Origin of the sequence: Arsukibacterium sp. UBA3155, assembly GCA_002364615.1 — a bacterium.
Lineage (GTDB): Bacteria > Pseudomonadota > Gammaproteobacteria > Enterobacterales > Alteromonadaceae > Alishewanella.
Genome location: DEYP01000018.1, coordinates 1 through 18,670 on the forward strand (window position 1 = coordinate 1; position 18,670 = coordinate 18,670).

The window sequence follows — 18,670 nt, forward strand, 5'->3', positions numbered from 1 at the left end:
TCTACTTTTTATGGGTAAGAACAATTGGTATATATAGGTATTATCTATAACTACTTAATTAAACAATGTCTGTAGCAGTAATATTACGTACTGTTAAGCACTAGGTATTACTCTAAATTACTGTAGAGAAATACATACCACGTTAATCCTTTTGAGATAACAGCAAAGAGGATTAGTCATGGTTTACAAAAAATTAGTTATAGCGAATACACCCGAAGCAGAGCAATTTACTAGCTATCCAGTTTTATCAAACATAGGGCCTTTGAGCCCTTATTACTTAGACCGGATACTAACAATTGTAGACAGAGCATTAGCTGACCACCCCAGAACACTGGCGATAAGGTTCGATCTACATCTTCCTTGTGGATATGGTGATGTTGGCTCAGACTTGATGACCAAATTTGTTGAATCGTTAAAAGCACAAATTAAAGCTGACTTACACCGAAGGGCTGCACAAGGCAAGAGGGTACATCACTGCAATATGCGGTACATCTGGGCAAGGGAGCGAGCTGATTCGGATTCACCACACTTTCATGTTGTCATTTTGTTGAACCATGATTCATATCACACATTAGGTGTTTATGTGGATGATCAGGCTCGGAACATGGCTTCCAGAATCCGGAAAGCTTGGGCAAGTACATTGAGGCGGTTGCCTGAAGAGATACTAGGACTGGTTCATTTCCCCGCAAATCCAACCTACAGCGTAAACGTCAACTCGCCTGATTTTTGGGCTATGAAAACTGACTTATTTCGTCGGCTAAGCTATTTTGCGAAGCTGGATACTAAAGAGTACGGTATTCATTCCCGTAGCTTCGGTTGCAGCTTGAAGTAGTGATTTGGTTATTTTCAAAGATAATATAGGTTTAAGATTTCTTCGGTACCATCAACGCAAAAATAAATCTTGCAAGCGATCTTAGAGCGGGTTAGCCTTTACTTAAGGCGCCCGCCTCACTTACATGCGAGTGAAAACAGGCAAAAATCGCTAACGCGTATCAATGTTATGTATAAACAGAATTTACTAACTTAATTCCAGGTTGAGCTACCTGGCCTTAATCGCATGCGGTCATGGTTAATTGCCCACGGCACTCAGCCACCGGAGTTAATTTATGTACAATCTATCTTCAACTGCGCATGCAGTTCTGCAACAACTTAAAAAACAAATCACTTCAGTGCCAACCCGAGCTCAGATACTTGAACTGCTGGCTGCGTATTTCGATTATAAAACTTACGCTGCTTTCAAGGCTGACGTCTCAATCAACGAAGATCAACTTAAGGCAGCAATTGCAGACCGTGCATCAGCACACTCGCGTTTACTATCAAGACTTACAGAATTAAGGCTATCAGCATCACTAGTTGACCGGCTTGAGCAAAGCTTTATCCAACAACTGCAGTTAGTTAAGCTAGAACCCAAAATCAGCCTTTTGCGAATTGCGCAGTATCTGAAGATTGCGGGCGGTCCCATAAGACTCGATTCTAAAGAAAGGAAAGTAAGTTACGACTATCTAGCTAAGGGACGTGATGCCGAAAGTTCACTTCTCAGGTATGTCTGGCAGGCTCATGAGCTGGGCAAAAGTTATGGCGACAAAGACGATTACTCTGGTGCAAGTGCTTATTGGTATCAACAGCGTGAAGCTGGAGCTCAACTTTCCGCTGCGGCTACTCAATGGGCCAACGCTTATGAGCGACAGTTGGCAGCAGAGAAACGCCAACAAGATTTTCTATCGGCTTATGCTGATGCCATCCTAGCCAGTCCTAATACTACAGATATCATTCGAGAAAATGCTGAACCCAACCTTTGTTGTCAGCTCGATGCTTCATATCTGCTGTTCTTGTTTGAGCGTTTACCAATGGCGACTATGACCGACGACTTTTATTATGAATGGCATTATTTGGCGACCTTACAAAGGCCGTGTCATGAAAGCATGGTTGAGTTAGCTGAAGGCATTGAAGATTCAGTTGAGCTGTGGTCTTGGTATCTGTTTGGGCTAAGCCAGAAAATCGATATTACAGCGAGTAATCATTGGGCTATAAATTCTGACACTGGTGCAATGTGGGATGAAGATGGGCCTGCTGAAGTAGCTGGCTACGATGGTATTCACTTGCCTGCAATATCAGACAGCCAAAAGCATGAAGCCAAGTTAATGGCTGAACGTATGCAAAGCCTGATGAACTTGGTGCGCCAGCCAGCAAAAAAATAAAAACGGCATAAGGCTACCGCATATGCGGTAGCCTATATCTGCGTTAAATTTCCAGTTCAATAAAGTCTTTATCAATATCCTCCTGGGTAATGCCGATGTAGCGCAGCGTCACACCTTCAGAGCTGTGTCGCAGCATCTTCATTACCCTGGCAATGTCTTTGGTTGATTTGTATAAGTGGTAACCGCGGGTTTTGCGCATCGAGTGCGTGCCAAGGTCGATGCCGACATCTTCACCTATCAATGCAAAAGCCCGGCTAACATAACGACGTGATAGTGGCGCCGGCGGCAAGTTACCGGCTCGCTGATTTCGATACGACTGAAACAGATAAGTATGATCCAGGTGTTGTCGTCTAATCCTGTTGGTAATTTCAATCGTCTTCTGGTTAAGTTTAATATTGGCCAACTTGCCGGTCTTACCTTCTTTAAGTAATAATCTTTGATCCTGGATATCGGTAAACCGAACTGACAGCAGATCGGTTATTCGCAGTGCCAGGTTTAAACCAATATTCCAAATATCCGCCATTTGTTGGCCATAGTGCCTGTCCAATAGGTGACTAATCAGTTTCACCGTGTCCAGGCTTTTGACCGCTTGTACCTCAGCCATAGTCAAGTTCCTCTTTTCGATTAAAACGCAGTTTTGAGAACTTCAGCACAGTGCAAAAAGTAACAGTGCCGGTTTATAAGGCTTGCCAAGTTCCCAAAAGGCTAATTTGGGAACTTGGCCATTTATGCCGTTTTTCTACAAATTAGTTAAGTTACAGAAGCCCACGCTCTGCGAACGAAACAGCTGTTTCGCCTACCACAATGTGGTCCAGCACTTTAACGTCGATAACGGCCAACGCATCAGTTAGCCGGCGGGTGATGCGTTTGTCAGCCTCTGATGGTTCAGAAACTCCGGAAGGATGGTTGTGGGCAAAGATCACCGCGCCGGCATTGTGTTCCAGTACCAGCTTTACCACTTCACGTGGATACACCGGTGCAGCATCAATAGTACCGAAGAACAATTCTCTGAATTCGATTAGCCGATGTTGGTTATCCAGCAGCATTACCGCGAAAACCTCTCGCTCATGATGCGCCAGTTTGTAAGTTAAATAGTCCTTAGTGGCTTGTGGGTTAGTAAAGGCATCTTGCCGGGCATATTTCTTGGCAATCAAAGTCGCCGCTTTATCTAAAACTTCCAATGCAGCAACTGACCATTTTACAACGTCAGCAGCAGTAGGTTTAGGGGCCATAGGTTATCTCCTTTAAGGCATTTGTTTGCTTGTGCATAAAGGTGATATAGGTCTGAGATTTTTTCGATTTGGCATATTCGCCAACAAGGGTAAGAAAATACGCAACAGGCACATGGTCTGGACTAATACGAGGACCCGACCATGAAACTAATCAAATTAAAAGCAGTGATGGAATGCACCGGCCTGGCCCGTTCAACTGTTTATAAGTTTATCGCAGAGGACCGCTTTCCAAAGCCAGTTAAGCTGGGTACCAGAATGGTGGCGTGGGTGGAGGGTGAGATACAAGAGTGGATTCGAGAGAAAATTGATAGTCGAAGTTCTCATTAGGCAAACCACATTGCCAGCTCAGCTTATAAGTTATTGTAAGTTAGGGAAAAGCTGTGTAATGTTGTATGAATTAAACTTAAAATTTTTTAAGTTCGTGACTTATACTAGATAAGTATTCTCTGAAAAGGACGGTATATGGGGAAAATGAAGGGACTCTTGTTCGCTTGCTGGTTGCCAAAAAGAGCTTTCGATGCAATCGCTGTCAGAGGCTGAGGCCGTACAAAAATGGCTTGCCAACTTCGGAGATGCCGATCAACCAGCAGCTTTGGATTTGATTAATGAAGTAATGCTGGTCAGTAGAGATGATTTTGCTGACGGTTTGAAATCATTATTGGATTCGATTAGCGGTACTCCAAATTGTGGTATAAATATCGCTCTTTATGCTGAACGACCGATTAAGAAAGTTTTTGGCAGAATCCCAAGTTTTTTTCCTCAATCTAGACGTGGTCGAGCTGAAGGTAATGGCATTCCTCCGATAGTTGTTGACCCTAGAGATCAAGAGGTTGGCAGTGAGGGCGTTGTCGCGAATCTAATTACTGATTACTCCCGGCAGAAAGGGCCGAATTACATATCGCACCCCGGACCTGATAAATTGAGAAAAGAAAAAGTGAGAGTTATAGCGATTGTCACTGATTTCATTGGTTCCGGGAAGCGAGTTCTGGATATGCTTGAATCTTTAGGACATGTGGCAACTCTTAATAGCTGGAATTCTTATCATCTTATTCGGTTTGTTGTCCTGGCATACTCTGGTGCCGCTGATGGATTAAAAGCTGTTCGATCTCATAAGTTGCAACCTGAGGTTTTAATAGTAATGGGATGCCCAACTATTCAAAATACCTTTAAAGGCAAAAGACGGACAGAAGTGGAAAGAGTTTGTAAAAAATACCCCAAAAGAAACAAAAATCCTCTCGGGTTTATGCAGAGCGGCGCGCTAATCGCATTTTCTCATGGTTGTCCTAACAACTCACCGCCTATTCTTCATAGCAAAGCAGCCGGATGGAAACCTCTATTCCACGGGAGGAGCACCAGTGAGCTTCCTGCGGAATTATTTCAGCTCAAAGATTTTGAGCAGCGAGCTAAAAATCTTCTCGGTATTAGGGAGGCCAGGGAAACCCTCTCTAGCCATAAAAACAGTGAGTGGTTATCAGTATTAAAAGTGCTGTCGGCCGCAGAGTCAGGTTTAAGATTTACAGATGACATCTCTGCAAAAACTCGAATAGAGGTAAATTCCGTTAATGAAATCCTCTCATTGACAATACAAGCGCTTTGGTTGGATAGCCAGAACCGATTGACGCAGCTAGGGGAACGTGAGTTGGCTCGCTTTCGTAAGCGCCGAAAAAAAACGCCTTTGCTTGCTGGTGATGAAGGAAAATATTACTATCCAACTCAGCTGAGGACTTCATGATCGAGATTAGACATTTGTCACGAGAGTGGCAAGGGGTTCTGTTTTTGGGACCCTGGATGCGGGAGTTCCTGCATTCGTTTCGCGGAGCTGTATTTTCATGCTGCGCATTAGTGCGCGTTAGCCCAGGCGACGTCTTCAGGCTAACGCGCACTAATCCCCACCGAGGTGGGTCAAAGTAATGTCTTCATGGAGTTCTCAGCGCTATAAATTTGAAGGCGAAACACAAGGAATTGATGACAGCGTTCTAGATAGTTCTATTTCGGCAATTGGACGAATTCAGAAAGTTGACGAGCGGCTACCTATTATCTTAACTTTGCGTCATTTCAGCTTGTTGACAGATTGCCATTTCGGCTATCTGAGAAGAGTAGTAAGTCGAGAATCTAGAGAGTATAAACGCATTCTTTTCAAGAAAAAAGTTCCGGGCAGATCTCGTTATCGTGAGATACATGTCCCTGAACAAGAATTGCTTGAAGTTCAGCAATGGGTTACGGCAAAAATATTAAGTAATACCAAAGCGCACCATTCGAGCTTTGCATATCATCCTAATTCGCAACCGATTTTCGCAGCAAGCCAACATTGTGGCTGTAAATGGCTACTAAAAATTGATATCGAAGATTTTTTTCACAGTATATCTGAGAGAATGGTTTATAAGGTTTTTAAGGACCTTGGTTATAATAAGCTGCTATCGTTTGAGTTGGCTCGAATAACTACAATTGTGAAAGCTAGGGACAAAAGCCAAGCTTCATCAGACTTAACTAAGTGGCCTGCCATTCCGACGTATTGCAAAAATAGTGAAGGCTTTCTTCCGCAGGGTGCTCCATCAAGCCCAATGCTTTCAAATCTTGTTATGAAAAGTGTTGATGAAAAGCTGGCAACTTTAGCCAAGACTAATGGGTTTATATATAGTAGGTATGCTGATGATCTTGCATTTTCAACGAAGCTGAATGTAGGCATGGTATCTATGAGACAGTTAAGTAAGCTAGTTAGCTGTTTACTTAGCGCGGAAGGGTTTAATCTGAATAAGAGAAAAACAGTCATTCGTGGGCCAGGCACTAGGAGAATTATACTCGGCATTTTAGTCGATAGTAAAAAACCTAGATTAAGTAAGGAATACAAGGATGATTTACGGCAGCATCTTTACTACCTATGCTCTCAGGATCATGGGCCGTCAAAGCATGCTGAAATACGTAAAATTTCAGTTTCAACTTTATTTCACCATATTAGGGGTAAGATAGCATGGGCAGAAAAAGTTGAACCAGAATTTGGCGCATACTGCTTGGAGCAATTCAATGGTATAAAGTGGCCTCCATTGGGCTATTAATAAGCCAAAGCATTCGGATACAAATCAGAAAAGTTTGAGTTAACGTGTGATTGATACGAAAGTTCACCTAGCTATATTTGTTATCATATTAAAATACTAAAAATTTAAGTAGTATCTTTTAAAAAGCATGCCGCTTAACTTCATCCAAATTCGCTACCATTATCTGCTGCGCCTCCGGGCGCGCTTCTATCTTTGCCAGGTCCAGGTTTAATGCCTGCACGGCATAGGGTACCAGCGCAGAGCGTACTGAAATAACCCGTTTACCGTCAGTCATATTGTAATCTTCGGCAATAATGGCTTTTTGATAGTCGCTTAACCTGGAGTCTGGCATTAGCACGATGTCTATTTTGGTATTCCAGCGATCATCCTGAACTTTGGTCATATTGGCATCGCCTTCGATGCCATTTATGCCGCGAAACCGACTCAGCACAAAATCGCGATACTCCCGGTTCTTTTCGCAGTAAGCACGTACATGCCAGCGAAGTGGGGTACAAACCAGAGTGTGCGGGGCGATTATGCGGCTTTCTTCATCAGGCGAAGTGAGTGACACGTAGCCCATATCAATCTTTTTGCCATCGCGCGCGGCTTGAACCAAGGCGCGTAAAATGTCCGGATTAACCTGCCGCAGCGGTGGTGTTAGCATTTCAGTATGGGCAAAGCCTAAATCGAGCTGGCTGAAAGTGTGGGCAAAGTCTTTAATGCTGGCTAAGGCATGCAGATATTCATCTGCCAGGCCGCTGGTTAGCTTGGGTGAAAAATCAGGTGCGGGTTTATAGCCTTTAAGCTTACCGTCGTAGATCAGGTTACCCGGTGCCACATCGCGCAAATAAGCATTAATGTCTTTTGACGCTTGCTGGCGGGCAATACCAAAACTGTTGCATAAGTGGTTGGTTGTTAGCCGGCCTTCCCAAAGGGCGACAATTTCAATTAGCCGGTAACGCATTAACAGCTCCCAGCGAATGGGCCAGCCTTCAGTTTCACGCTGCGCAATGTGTTCCATCGTTTTCATACTTACAATCCTTTAAATGTGTATGCAAAGCGTGCACGAGTAAACACTACATATCAATTACATATCAAGGGCTAGGCGGGCCAGGCCAAATGGTGCTGTTTTGAAAGAGCTTGCTCTTGCTCCAGCCACTTTACAAAATTATGTACCGTTAATCCATAATTACGTGCCAGTACATAGTACTCATATGCTAAATAGACTAAATCGGCATAACACCAAATCTTCCCTTCACAAATCACCTTATCGCTACGGTGCTCAGCTAAATGGGCAATTTTAGTCATCAGTTCGCGCAGTTTACCTATCCTAATCAGCGCAGGTAAATCATCGCTTGTAACGTTAAAGTTTATGGCCATCAGTCAATTGCTCCCGTTTATGTAGCTTTATACCTGTCATCCTTGAAGCTGCAGGGGTGTTGGCTGCCTTCACTCACTGGTGCGCCAGCCCGGCCCAATCGCATAGATAGCTATGCTCATGGAGATTCATTCAGTTGCCGCCTACCTGCAACTTCAATGATTTTGGGTATAGTTATTCACTCATATAAAAACTGTAGAGTAATTAAGCCAGGTACCCAACGCTTATTAAAGAATGCAAAAAAGCTCCTGCCTGAAAAACATACACTGAGCATCTGCACAGTATGGTGTGAATTTGGAAACTACCTAAGATGTGCAGCAAGGGATGACATGTCGCTATCAGTGACATAGTGAATGGACAAGGCTGCAGGAAGTGGCCAACAGGATGTAACAAGGACAAGCTGGCAGGGATGCCAATTACTCAAAGGCCAGAGGTATAGCAATGAATTACGCACAACACGAGCTGTTTTTAATCAATTTACGCCAGCAGTTTTCAGACATTTTTTTAGTAAGTAAGGCGGGAAAAGACAATTCTGAACAGAGGCTACGCGCTCAGGGTTTTATCCACGCTGGTGAGCTACTTGAAATATGCGGTCGGCAGGAAGTGCAGCAACTAATGGAGCAGGTACACCTGGAAGTGTTTGGGGTAACCATAGCCGAGCGGAAACCCAGCGAATTGGCGCGCCGCCAGCAGGCACTAAAGCTAGGTGATTATGATTACTTTGATGAGCCGGCCTGATCGCGTTTAAAGCGTTGAGTATAGATTGGAAGTTTAGATTTTATTAATGACCGTCAGGCGGGTTATCAAATCATATATCAGCTGCAGAAAACCAGTACTTGTTGTATTGGTATTCATTTGTTAATTTAGGTACGTAATAGTCATACCCTTAGTCAATAGATCTATATTTTGCAGTCGCTTTAAATCAGCTTGTTAGGAGCTTGATTAAAGCTGTGAGGCATCACTGGACCACTTGTCATTAGAACGAGAATCAATGTGTGCATAGTTCAACGGAAGTGTGCAGGTCTTTTTAACTGGAGACTTCAAAGATTATACAGGGAGAGTTTTTTGGCATTTGGCATCATTGGAAACATTTTGAATTTATTGGGTTTTTCTCTCCGGGAGTACTTAAAACTTCCAACTTCTTTTATAGTTTGGTGGCTTTAGTTGATGCTAGATGTAACTTATTGCTTGCTTTTGATAATTGCTGGGTTAGCAAAAGCCTATGATTAAGCTTAATCCATTGCTGCGTCTAGCTATTATCACAAATGCTCAAACAGCTATAAAACACCATATCCAAAAAGGCGACGACATAAATGGAGTAGACAGCAATGGAGCGACTCCTTTAATTTTGGCTGCAACCAGAAAGAACACTGATGTTGTCAGACTTTTGCTGGCTGCCGGGGCTGAACCAAACTTGGTTGATAATAAAGGCAATAATGCTCTTTTCTATGCTATTAAAAGTAATTGTCCTGATTTGATTCAGTTGCTTACGAATTTAAATATAAATATGCGTTCCAGTTCATACGATATCAGTACGGTAGAGACCGACCAATCTATAAAAGAAGAGTCATGTTCTCCCGAAGATTTGACGCAATTTAGGCCAAATAGTTTTGCTATCTCAGAAGATAATAATACCTCAATTTATAGCTTACAAACACCGGGATCAAATGAAAGCGCAATGGTACTCGAAGTAAATGACAACTCTCCAAAGACAGAGGTTGGTGAGCAAAGCTTTATCGATGATATTTGTCATGAGCCGAATTATCAAGTTCACAAGACTATAGATAATAACGAAGTATTAGGTGTTGGATTTCCGGTTTTATACATTGAAAAGCATAGTGATTTGAACAATAGCGTCAACACTGCGACATCTAAATATGAATTGCCAACTCATAACTTGAGTACCTCCGTCTTGCTTGATGAAGAACCTTTAGACTCGTGCCTTATCGATGAGTGGATTACAGAAAAGGAACCGGTTGCACCTGATGGCGATGAACAAGTTGTAGAAGCTGTTAAGAATGTACATAACGCTATTGGTCGACATAGGGCTTTAGATAGAGACGAAGATTGGGGCGAAATAGATCTTTATTTGCCTGAGCGCTCAGAATTACTGAACAAAGGCGATATCGATGAAACTCTCACAACATTTCTACTTTCTGCTGTTAGTTTGGGAAGTGTTTCCGAAACAGAGTTAATTGAGCTTTGTTTAGACCCCGACGGTTCGCGAAATCCTGATTCTGAGGGAGTTATTTCCTATGTTGTTGGCGAGCTCAAGTCGATTATCGGCGAATACAGCGAACTTTATTTTGAGGAAGTAGATTTGGAAAATGCATCGTCTGAAGAAAAATTTCAGATAGATGAAGCCAGAGATTTCATCAAGGAACTCGCCTCTAACTATAATGAGCCGTCCAGATTTTACTACAAAAATGTTCGGGGTAAACTTCTTGAAGCTGAGGAAGAAATTTCCCTGGGCAAGCAGATGGAAGATTCATTGCAAAGCGCCTTGCTCGCTCTAGCGCAATGGCCAGAAGGGCTTTCTGTTTTGTTTGAAAAAGCTGATAAGGTTGTTCTGGGTGAGATTGAATCAAAGTCTATCAGTCGAGGGCTAAACTCAGACAGTGAAGGTGATGATCAAATTTCAGATGAGATGTTAAATGACGATGAAGACTTTAAGGAAGGTAGTGAAATTGCTCCTTCAGGATTTTTGGATGCGATAGGCGCTGTCCGTGATGCTGAGGGAGATATCCAATTAACTGTTGAAGCATTGAAAGTATTGAGATTGACTCGTCAGTTTCTTTTTGAGCTGGTTGGTAAGCAAAAAGACTCTAATGCTTTTTATCAAGACTTTTTGACTGCATTAGAAAGTTATTCCCAAGCCAGACAACATATGATTCAGAGCAATCTGAGATTGGCTTTATCTATTGCCAAGAAATACTCTCGCTCTGATTTAGCGATGGATGATCTGATTCAGGAAGCAAATATTGGCCTAATGAAAGCGGTTGAGCGTTTTGACTGGCGTAGAGGATTTCGTTTTTCAACTTATGCTACTTGGTGGATCCGTCAGCAAGTAACAAGGGGTATAGCAGACACAGAAAGAACGGTTCGAGCTCCAGTTCATGTTCAAGAAAAGGCCAGAAAGCTGCTTCGCGAGCGAGAAGAAATGCAGCTTCGAAGTGGGATGCCTGAAACTGATATCGAAACTGCGAGACGTATAGGTGCTTCTTTGTCTTCCACTTGGCAGCTTCTTTCAATGTTTGAAAAGGCAGAGTCGCTTGATGACCAAGACTTTTCAATGAATTTAGCAGACGTCAATTTCCTAGATGAATCAGACCCATCAACGCCTGAGGAACAAGCTATTTATGAGTCTCTCTGCAGAGTAATCCACAAAATGTTGCAGGAATTCGATCCCCGATCCAGGGAGATAATAATTTCTCGCTTTGGTCTTTTTGAATCAAACGAAATGACCCTTGAAGAAGTTGGGCAGTCTTTTGGTGTTACTCGTGAGCGCATTCGGCAAATCGAATCAAAGGCCATGAGTAAACTTTTTCATCGGGAGAGAAAGGAAGTTCTAGCACCATTTTTAAATAAGGAATGACGGTAGTGTTGCTAAAGAAAAGACATGCGCCACCAAAAGCCAGTGCAATGATTGAAGCACTCCGCGGGCTTGGATACTCAACTGCTGCATCGCTGGCAGATGTTATCGACAACTCAATTTCTGCCGGGGCAACAGAAATTCGCTTGCAGTTCTACTGGGACGGTTTACAGAGTCGAATAAGTATTATAGACAACGGGCGTGGCATGAATGATGCTGAACTCGAAGCTGCTATGACCCTTGGAACAATCAACCCATTAGATGAGAGGCATCCAACAGATCTTGGCCGATTCGGAATGGGACTTAAGACGGCTTCTTTCTCACAATGCCGGAGGCTTACGGTTGCTTCAAGAGTTAAAAATGGTGACTTAGTTTGTTTACGTTGGGACTTGGATGCAATTGCTGAATCTTTAGATAGTGACTGGTATATGCTTGAAGGACCAGCAGCCGGGTCAGAACTTTTTATAGAGAAACTATCTTCGTTTGAATCAGGTACCTTGGTTCTCTGGGAACTAATGGACCGAGTGGTCACGCTTGGTACAGATTTGAATCATTTTTCTGACATGATTGATGACATAGAACTGCGTCTAGGTATGATATTTCACCGACTAATTGAAGGAGCACGACCTGGTTTTCGTCTTTTCATTAATGACAAGCAGGTTGCCCCTTGGGACCCGTTCATGACTGGGAATCCGGGAAAAGCTCTTGAATCTCCGATTGAACGAAAAAGCACGTCTTCAGGTGTTGTAGAAGTCCAGTGTCATGTCCTACCGCACAGGGATAAGCTTTCGGAGGAAGAATTTCTTAAAGCTGGTGGCCCTGAAGGATGGACATCGCATCAAGGTTTCTATGTTTATCGGAATAAGCGTCTTTTGTTGGCTGGAAATTGGTTAGGGTTAGGAAAAGGACGGGCTTGGCATAGAGAAGAGCCGCATCGACTTGCAAGAATTCGTATTGATATACCGAATACCGCGGATGCAGATTGGAAAATTGATATTAAAAAATCGACTGCCCGCCCGCCAGTTTTTGTGCGCAACTGGCTTACAAAACTTGCCGAAAGTACAAGAGATAAAGCGCGCAAGGTATTTGCTTTTCGCGGTTCCCCAACAACTGGTATCGGTGGCGAACCAATTGAGCATACTTGGCGTGTTGAACATCTGAAAAGTGGTGTCCGTTACAGGATTGATGTTTCACACCCAGCTGTGTCTGCTGTTATTGAAGCCTGTGGCGGTCATAAAGACCTTGTTAAGGCAATGCTTAGGGTTGTTGAAGAAACTGTTCCAGTTCAGCGAATATGGCTTGATACAGCAGAAAATAAAGATACGCCTAGAACAGGGTTTGATGGAGAACCGAATGATACAGTTGTAGAAGTGGCAACTGTTCTATTTAACGATTTGATCGAGCGCAAGGGATTGAGCGTTGAGGATGCCCACCAGTCTATGCTGAGAACGGAGCCTTTCCAAAAATACCCCTCCCTAATAGCGAATTTAAGGAAAACATTAAATGAATAAAACGGACGGCACTGGTTCGCAAGCTGAGTTATTGGAGAATATCATAGCCACAGCTCAGAGACTGGTTAAAGCTGAAAAAGATAAATCTAATGTTACCCCGGCGTTCATATTAGAGAAAGTCAAACTTGCAACCATGGTTTTCGGTGGTGATTCACATGATTTAGTAGATCAAAAACAAGCCGTAGCAACACTTATTCAGCGCTTTAGTCATCGGATTGGTAAATCTACCACATTAAAAGACGATATTGATCATGTTGATTGGTTATCTGCTTCTCGCAAACGTGACTGGCAATACTGGCGTCGCTACAAAGATTATCTCGAGTCAAAACTTTCAGATGTTGTGGTAGAAGGGTTGAATGAAGCCACCGATGACATTCTTAGTCTTTTGGAAGATCCAAAACGAGTCGACTCATGGGATCGTCGTGGGCTAGTTGTTGGCCATGTCCAGTCAGGTAAAACTAGTAATTATTCAGGTCTAATTTGTAAGGCTGCTGATGCTGGATACAAGATCATTATTGTACTTGCAGGGATGCACAATAATCTGAGATCACAAACACAAATAAGACTAGAGGAGAGTTTTCTCGGTTATGAAACAACAGTTGATCGAGACCCCGGAAAACCAATAGGTGTAGCAGAATTTGGTGGCGATTTAAAAACTAACTCTGCTACAACAAGAGCTGAGAATGGTGATTTTAATAAGGCTATAGCAAAGCATTTTCATGGTATAACTCCTGAAGAACGACCGTGGCTTTTCGTTGTAAAAAAACAGAAGACAGTGTTAACAGCACTTTTGCGGTGGTTACAAACGCGTGTAGCCGACAGCACAGATGAGAACGATGGAAGAAGCCTTGTAACTAAGTTGCCGTTATTGATGATAGATGACGAAGCCGACAACGCTTCTGTGGATACCGGCGAACAGTCATTCAATGAAGATGGAACACCGGACGAGGAGCATCAGCCGAAAACTATCAACAGCCTCATCAGACAGATCCTTCACTCCTTTACTCGAAAGGCATATGTTGGTTACACCGCAACGCCGTTTGCAAACATTTTTATTCATCAAAAAGGGGCCACTATAAAGGAAGGTCCTGATGTTTTTCCAAGCTCTTTTATCATTAACTTAGCTGCACCATCAAATTATGTTGGTCCCACACGAATGTTTGGCAAATTAACAAAAGATGGTCGAACTGAAGGACTACCACTTTCTAGATTCATTCTCGACGTCTATAACGATGAAACAAGATCAGGTTGGATGCCTCCTACACACAAGACAATTCATATTCCGACTTTTCAAGGGGAAGAGGTTATTCCACCTTCTCTTCAGGAGGCAATTTACTCATTTATATTGGCATGTGCTACTCGACAATTACGTGGGCAAGAAGGCGAGCACTGTTCAATGCTAATACACGTAACTCGTTTCGTTAACGTTCAAAAGCAAGTCTATGAACAGGTTGAAACTTTTATACGTCAAGTTCGACAAAGAATTGCACGGAGAATGGGTACGGAAGATATTCTAGAACAGTTAAGGAAGCTCTGGGAGAATGATTTCATTCCTATCAGCTATAAGGTCGCCGCGTTATCACCGAAAGAGGAATTGCCTCCACAAATGCCAGAGTGGAAGGAAATTCTTAATGTTTTACCAGAGGTGCTGGAGGATATTGAAGTTCGAGCTATTAATGGAACGGCAAAAGACGCATTAGATTACGTGACTCCGGGCGCTGCCCTTAAAGTCATAGCTGTGGGTGGAGACAAGCTGGCTCGAGGTTTAACGCTTGAAGGTTTATGTACTAGTTACTTCGTTCGGACCACAAAGATGTACGATACCTTAATGCAGATGGGGCGATGGTTTGGATATCGACCAGGTTATTTAGACTTATGCCGGTTATATACGTCACCTGATTTGGTTAATTGGTTTGGTCATATTGCAGATGCTGCGGAAGAGCTTCGAGAGGAGTTTGATTTTATGTCTGCAGCGAAGCTGACTCCCAAGCAGTATGGTCTCAAGGTATTGTCGCATAAGGTGATGATGGTGACCTCACCATTGAAGATGCGGAACTCTCAGAAGTTAGCACTCACCTATAGTGGAACGCGTCCTCAGACAATCCTCTTTCATCGAGATGCCAATATTCAGCAAAACAACCTGGACGCTACCGACTCATTAGTGCTATCTCTTGGAACTTCTTTTACAGAGTCCCCCAAATACGATCGTGATGGAGTTCAAGACTCTTGGTCAAACGCAAGACTTTGGAGAGATGTGGATGTTGCTAAAGTTCTCGATTTTCTGAATAGTTATATTACTCATCCTACAGCGACGAGCGCAAACGCATCAGTCTTGTCAGAGTTCATAACTAAAATGGTTGAAACTGGGCAATTGACCAGATGGAGTATTGCTTTATTAAGTGGCGGGAAAGGGGAGGGGAAGAAGCACACTTTTCCGGGGGGGACGGCATCCAAGAATTATTTCATCCGTAAAACTGAGGATTCCGAGGACTATGAACTTCAGGAGCCTGGCAAGTTTTCTATTGGAGTGTTGACTGATCCTAAGGATGAGGGAATCGATCTAAACGATGATGTCTGGCGTCAAGCGTTGAAGGCAACTCTTGACGCATGGAAGCCTGATCATGCTCGTGGCCGAGTTAAGCCTCCGCAGGTCCCTAGTGGTAAAGGGATTCGCGAAATCCGAGGTAAACTAGGTGATGAAGTTGATAGAGGTTTACTGCTGCTATATCCGCTTAGCCCTTATCATGACAACGGAAAGCTGAAAGGAAAATGTATAGTTCCTGGTTGGACAAAGCCCATAATGGCTTTTGCTATGGCATTCCCATCAAGTGACAATGCTATAACAGTGGTGTATGACGTAAATGACCTCTTTTGGAATCAAGAACATGGCCCGCTCTAGTGAAGAGTTCATTTTAGCTTGGTCTGCTCTCGCATTTAAGAATGTTGAATGCGAGGAAATCGGCTGGCAGGCCATTTTTTTACCCTCTGCTGGTTCTGTAGAGGTTCAGGCTGGACTGCGGTCTCCCAATAATGAGGAGGCGGTATTATTTTCTTTCCCGAATGCACGGATTACAAATAGAGAAAGATTACCCGAAGGTAAAGGATTCCTTGTTGAGAAGACAGAAACTTTTGGAAGTGGTGGTGTAAGGTTAGCTTTGACTAGAAAGATTGATGGTGATCTGGAATTGTTTACAACAATGGTCTGCGACATTGTAGGATCGATAGATGTAGCTGCAGCCGCAAATATGTCGGAATCCGGTTTATTACAAACTCTCATCAAACGGGTATTGCACTGGCAACGATTTATGTCACGAAATACAAATCCTTTAAGTCCTGAAGCAGAGCTCGGATTGGCAGGAGAACTTTATTTCGTGAAAGTTTTGCTTAAATCGCACTTACCGTCGGAAGTAGTTTTAAATGCATGGGTTGGACCAGAAGATGCACAACAAGATTTCTTGCTAGGGCAAGGTGCTATCGAAGTCAAGGCTACGATGTCGTCGTCGGGGTTTCCTGTGAAAATTGGTAGTTTAGAGCAATTAGATGATGCAGTTGCTTCGCCACTTTTTCTGGCCGCAGTAAAGTTTGTGGGAACTGACGAAGGTATGACTTTATCAGGCATGGTAACTGATATTGAGCATATTCTTAGGGAAGAACCCGAAATGGTTAATCTGTTTTATGAACGATTACTCCTTGCTGGATATACAGCTTCTCATTCAGAACAATACACCCGTCAATTTGAACCTAAAGAACAACGTATATTCATTGTGACGAATGATTTTCCCCGTATGACAACGGCTTCTGTCCCTGCCGGAGTAATCAGAGCCATCTATGAAATTAATTTGGATCAAGTGAAAGGTTTCTTTATTGAGTTGGATACGATGCTTAAAAAACTTGGAGTGACAGGATGACCCTTGACGATTTTTTGATGGAAATGCGAGTCGAAATAGCTTCTCAAATCAGTGATGGCTCGTCTTTTACCGAACTTATTTTTTGCGAAGTTGTAATGCAACATCTGATGGATGCAGGGATGACCTTTGAGCCTGTAGTTTGCCATTATCAAGGGAAGATAGGGAATGCAATTCTCAAATTGAGCGGTTATGCGATGTCTGAGGATGCGGAGCAGTTGGATCTTTTTGTTAGCCTTTATGAGGGGTTTGAGGTTCTTACACCAATACAAGAACACGACACCAAAACTGCTGCTCAACAATGTATCCGCTTTCTGGAGCTTTGTGCTAACGGGCGCCTTCAAGACAAGCTAGATCCGACCAGTGACGCACACTCCTTATCCTTAACTATCGGTGAAATTTATAACAGTCTCGAACAAGTACGAATTTTCGTTCTCACAGATGGTGTCGCAAAATCCAAAAACTTTAAAGCGCGAGAAATCGGTGGAAAAACTGTAAAACTAGAAGTTATGGACATCGAGCGACTTTTCCGCCATCGCTCTGAGGGTAAGCCACGAGATGAGCTTGTTATAGATTTTAAAGACGTTTCAGGATCCCCGTTGCCTTGTGTATATGTTCCCGGCGACTCAGGAGATTATGATTACGCATTGACAGCAATACCAGGCGAGGCCCTAAGATTTCTCTACGAGAAGTTTGGTCCGAGATTGTTGGAAGCCAATGTAAGATCTTTTCTAAGTGTTAGAGCTAAGGGAGTAAATGCCGGTATTCAAAGTACTCTTCGCACTTCTCCTGAGCGATTCATGGCATTTAACAACGGTATTGTTTTAGTCGCTGATGAGATGAAGCTTGAACGGGCCGAAGATGGTTCCCCAGGACTAATTTGGTTACGTGGAATGCAGATTGTAAATGGAGGTCAAACAACAGCCTCTTTATACTTTGCTAAGAAAAAATTCCCGGATACCGACCTCAGCAAAGTCAGGGTGCCTGCAAAGATTATTGTGATGAAGGAGGCTGATCCGGCAAAAGAGGAGTCTCTAGTTTCTGATATTTCTCGTTACGCCAACTCTCAGAATTCGGTTCGGCAATCCGATCTCTCTGCAAATAAACCGTTTCATGTTGATGTGGAAAGGCAGTCGATGACAGTTTATTGTCCTGATGGAGTAGGGCGCTGGTTTTATGAGCGTGCAGCAGGCAGCTACAACACACTTTTGACTCGTGAAGGCACTACACCTGCCAAACTTCGTGCTCTTAAAGAATCTTTGCCGCCATCCAGAAAAATAACTAAAACTGAATTGGCAAAATATTTAATGGCTTGGGAGATGAAGTCAGATATTGTTAGTCTTGGAACTCAGAAGTGCTTTGACAAATTCATGAATTATTTGAGTGAAGCGGAAGAGGCTGGTAATCCAATTGTTGTGGATACAGCTTTTTTCAAAACAATGGTAGCTAAATGCATTATGTTTAAGATGGTCCATAAAACAACTAGACCACTTGTATCTGCTTTTCTGGCTAATGTTGTGGTTTACACAATAGCTGTAATAGCAAATAACTACGGCGATAAATTTGATTTTGAAAAAGTTTGGCTACGTCAATCGGTTTCAGCTGAGTTTCTTGAGCAAGTTCAGATCTGGGCTCGCGAAGTGAATAATCGGCTCCATGAAACTGCGAAAGGCAAAATGATTTCAGAATGGGCAAAGCGCGCAGAGTGCAAAGAGGCAATGTTCTCTCGGCCTTTTTCGCCTCCAGTAATTGATGTTCCTGAGGTTCGAAAGTTAAGTTGAGTTTTTATTTCGATGTCAGATTTTGTTTTTATGCTGCATCG

General features: G+C 43.0%; 15 protein-coding genes. 11 read left to right on the forward strand and 4 right to left on the reverse strand.

The genetic code is table 11. The features are described from left to right. The first annotated feature begins 178 nt into the window (after positions 1-178). Positions 179-832: an inovirus Gp2 family protein gene (locus B2X65_RS17830; RefSeq protein WP_414631413.1), complete on the forward strand. Its 654-nt coding sequence runs from the start codon at positions 179-181 to the stop codon at positions 830-832. Positions 833-1,106: 274 nt separating this feature from the next. Continuing rightward, positions 1,107-2,198: a hypothetical protein gene (locus tag B2X65_RS07610; protein ID WP_290611700.1), complete on the forward strand. Its 1,092-nt coding sequence runs from the start codon at positions 1,107-1,109 to the stop codon at positions 2,196-2,198. Positions 2,199-2,241: 43 nt separating this feature from the next. Here the strand turns inward: B2X65_RS07610 and B2X65_RS07615 are convergent, their stop codons facing one another. Both B2X65_RS07615 and radC read right to left on the reverse strand, forming a co-directional pair. Continuing rightward, a complete protein-coding gene (locus B2X65_RS07615) occupies positions 2,242-2,802 on the reverse strand; it encodes a tyrosine-type recombinase/integrase (RefSeq protein ID WP_290611701.1) in 561 nt (186 codons plus the stop codon). Between the two features lie 151 nt (positions 2,803-2,953). Next, the gene (radC, locus tag B2X65_RS07620; RefSeq protein WP_290611702.1) at positions 2,954-3,430 is read right to left on the reverse strand and encodes a RadC family protein; all 477 of its coding nucleotides are present in this window, start codon (positions 3,428-3,430) and stop codon (positions 2,954-2,956) included. Positions 3,431-3,571: 141 nt separating this feature from the next. Here radC and B2X65_RS07625 point away from each other — a divergent pair, with 141 nt between their 5' ends. From B2X65_RS07625 to B2X65_RS07635, 3 genes are all read left to right on the forward strand, one after another. Then, positions 3,572-3,757: an AlpA family transcriptional regulator gene (locus tag B2X65_RS07625; RefSeq protein WP_290611703.1), complete on the forward strand. Its 186-nt coding sequence runs from the start codon at positions 3,572-3,574 to the stop codon at positions 3,755-3,757. A 190-nt stretch (positions 3,758-3,947) separates the two neighbouring features. Continuing rightward, positions 3,948-5,162 (forward strand): phosphoribosyltransferase-like protein, encoded by a 1,215-nt coding sequence (locus tag B2X65_RS07630; RefSeq protein ID WP_290611705.1) that lies wholly within the window; start codon positions 3,948-3,950, stop codon positions 5,160-5,162. Between the two features lie 178 nt (positions 5,163-5,340). After that, on the forward strand, positions 5,341-6,483 hold the full coding sequence (locus tag B2X65_RS07635; protein WP_290611707.1) for a reverse transcriptase family protein: 1,143 nt from the start codon (positions 5,341-5,343) through the stop codon (positions 6,481-6,483). A gap of 118 nt (positions 6,484-6,601) precedes the next feature. Here B2X65_RS07635 and B2X65_RS07640 read toward each other — a convergent pair whose 3' ends face one another. Together B2X65_RS07640 and B2X65_RS07645 are read right to left on the reverse strand one after the other, a co-directional pair. After that, the gene (locus tag B2X65_RS07640) at positions 6,602-7,492 is read right to left on the reverse strand and encodes a helix-turn-helix transcriptional regulator (protein ID WP_290611709.1); all 891 of its coding nucleotides are present in this window, start codon (positions 7,490-7,492) and stop codon (positions 6,602-6,604) included. Positions 7,493-7,563: 71 nt separating this feature from the next. Continuing rightward, a complete protein-coding gene (locus B2X65_RS07645; protein ID WP_290611710.1) occupies positions 7,564-7,842 on the reverse strand; it encodes a hypothetical protein in 279 nt (92 codons plus the stop codon). A 439-nt stretch (positions 7,843-8,281) separates the two neighbouring features. Here B2X65_RS07645 and B2X65_RS07650 point away from each other — a divergent pair, with 439 nt between their 5' ends. The 6 genes from B2X65_RS07650 (at position 8,282) to B2X65_RS07675 (ending at position 18,629) form a co-directional block, all read left to right on the forward strand. Then, positions 8,282-8,578: a hypothetical protein gene (locus B2X65_RS07650; RefSeq protein WP_290611711.1), complete on the forward strand. Its 297-nt coding sequence runs from the start codon at positions 8,282-8,284 to the stop codon at positions 8,576-8,578. A 484-nt stretch (positions 8,579-9,062) separates the two neighbouring features. Further along, the gene (locus B2X65_RS07655) at positions 9,063-11,435 is read left to right on the forward strand and encodes a sigma-70 family RNA polymerase sigma factor (protein ID WP_290611712.1); all 2,373 of its coding nucleotides are present in this window, start codon (positions 9,063-9,065) and stop codon (positions 11,433-11,435) included. Between the two features lie 5 nt (positions 11,436-11,440). Continuing rightward, positions 11,441-12,943 carry an ATP-binding protein gene (locus B2X65_RS07660; protein WP_290611714.1) on the forward strand — a complete coding sequence of 501 codons (1,503 nt, stop codon included), beginning with the start codon at positions 11,441-11,443 and terminating at the stop codon, positions 12,941-12,943. Beyond that, complete coding sequence (locus tag B2X65_RS07665) at positions 12,936-15,842, forward strand: Z1 domain-containing protein (RefSeq protein ID WP_290611715.1); 2,907 nt, start codon at positions 12,936-12,938, stop codon at positions 15,840-15,842. Before B2X65_RS07660 ends, B2X65_RS07665 begins: the two co-directional genes overlap by 8 nt. Beyond that, positions 15,829-16,851: a PD-(D/E)XK motif protein gene (locus B2X65_RS07670; RefSeq protein WP_290611716.1), complete on the forward strand. Its 1,023-nt coding sequence runs from the start codon at positions 15,829-15,831 to the stop codon at positions 16,849-16,851. Before B2X65_RS07665 ends, B2X65_RS07670 begins: the two co-directional genes overlap by 14 nt. Beyond that, positions 16,848-18,629, forward strand: coding sequence for an AIPR family protein (locus B2X65_RS07675; RefSeq protein WP_290611717.1), 1,782 nt, complete (start codon positions 16,848-16,850; stop codon positions 18,627-18,629). The genes B2X65_RS07670 and B2X65_RS07675 overlap by 4 nt, the downstream gene beginning before the upstream one ends. The last annotated feature ends 41 nt before the right edge of the window (positions 18,630-18,670 follow it).

Bases quoted from the DNA above. Each gene is read 5' to 3' on its own strand.
- B2X65_RS17830 (WP_414631413.1), top strand. From the start codon at position 179: ATGGTTTACAAAAAATTAGTTATAGCGAATACACCCGAAGCAGAGCAA.
- B2X65_RS07610 (WP_290611700.1), top strand. From the start codon at position 1,107: ATGTACAATCTATCTTCAACTGCGCATGCAGTTCTGCAACAACTTAAA.
- B2X65_RS07615 (WP_290611701.1), bottom strand. From the start codon at position 2,802: ATGGCTGAGGTACAAGCGGTCAAAAGCCTGGACACGGTGAAACTGATT.
- radC (WP_290611702.1), bottom strand. From the start codon at position 3,430: ATGGCCCCTAAACCTACTGCTGCTGACGTTGTAAAATGGTCAGTTGCT.
- B2X65_RS07625 (WP_290611703.1), top strand. From the start codon at position 3,572: ATGAAACTAATCAAATTAAAAGCAGTGATGGAATGCACCGGCCTGGCC.
- B2X65_RS07630 (WP_290611705.1), top strand. From the start codon at position 3,948: ATGCAATCGCTGTCAGAGGCTGAGGCCGTACAAAAATGGCTTGCCAAC.
- B2X65_RS07635 (WP_290611707.1), top strand. From the start codon at position 5,341: ATGTCTTCATGGAGTTCTCAGCGCTATAAATTTGAAGGCGAAACACAA.
- B2X65_RS07640 (WP_290611709.1), bottom strand. From the start codon at position 7,492: ATGAAAACGATGGAACACATTGCGCAGCGTGAAACTGAAGGCTGGCCC.
- B2X65_RS07645 (WP_290611710.1), bottom strand. From the start codon at position 7,842: ATGGCCATAAACTTTAACGTTACAAGCGATGATTTACCTGCGCTGATT.
- B2X65_RS07650 (WP_290611711.1), top strand. From the start codon at position 8,282: ATGAATTACGCACAACACGAGCTGTTTTTAATCAATTTACGCCAGCAG.
- B2X65_RS07655 (WP_290611712.1), top strand. From the start codon at position 9,063: ATGATTAAGCTTAATCCATTGCTGCGTCTAGCTATTATCACAAATGCT.
- B2X65_RS07665 (WP_290611715.1), top strand. From the start codon at position 12,936: ATGAATAAAACGGACGGCACTGGTTCGCAAGCTGAGTTATTGGAGAAT.
- B2X65_RS07670 (WP_290611716.1), top strand. From the start codon at position 15,829: ATGGCCCGCTCTAGTGAAGAGTTCATTTTAGCTTGGTCTGCTCTCGCA.
- B2X65_RS07675 (WP_290611717.1), top strand. From the start codon at position 16,848: ATGACCCTTGACGATTTTTTGATGGAAATGCGAGTCGAAATAGCTTCT.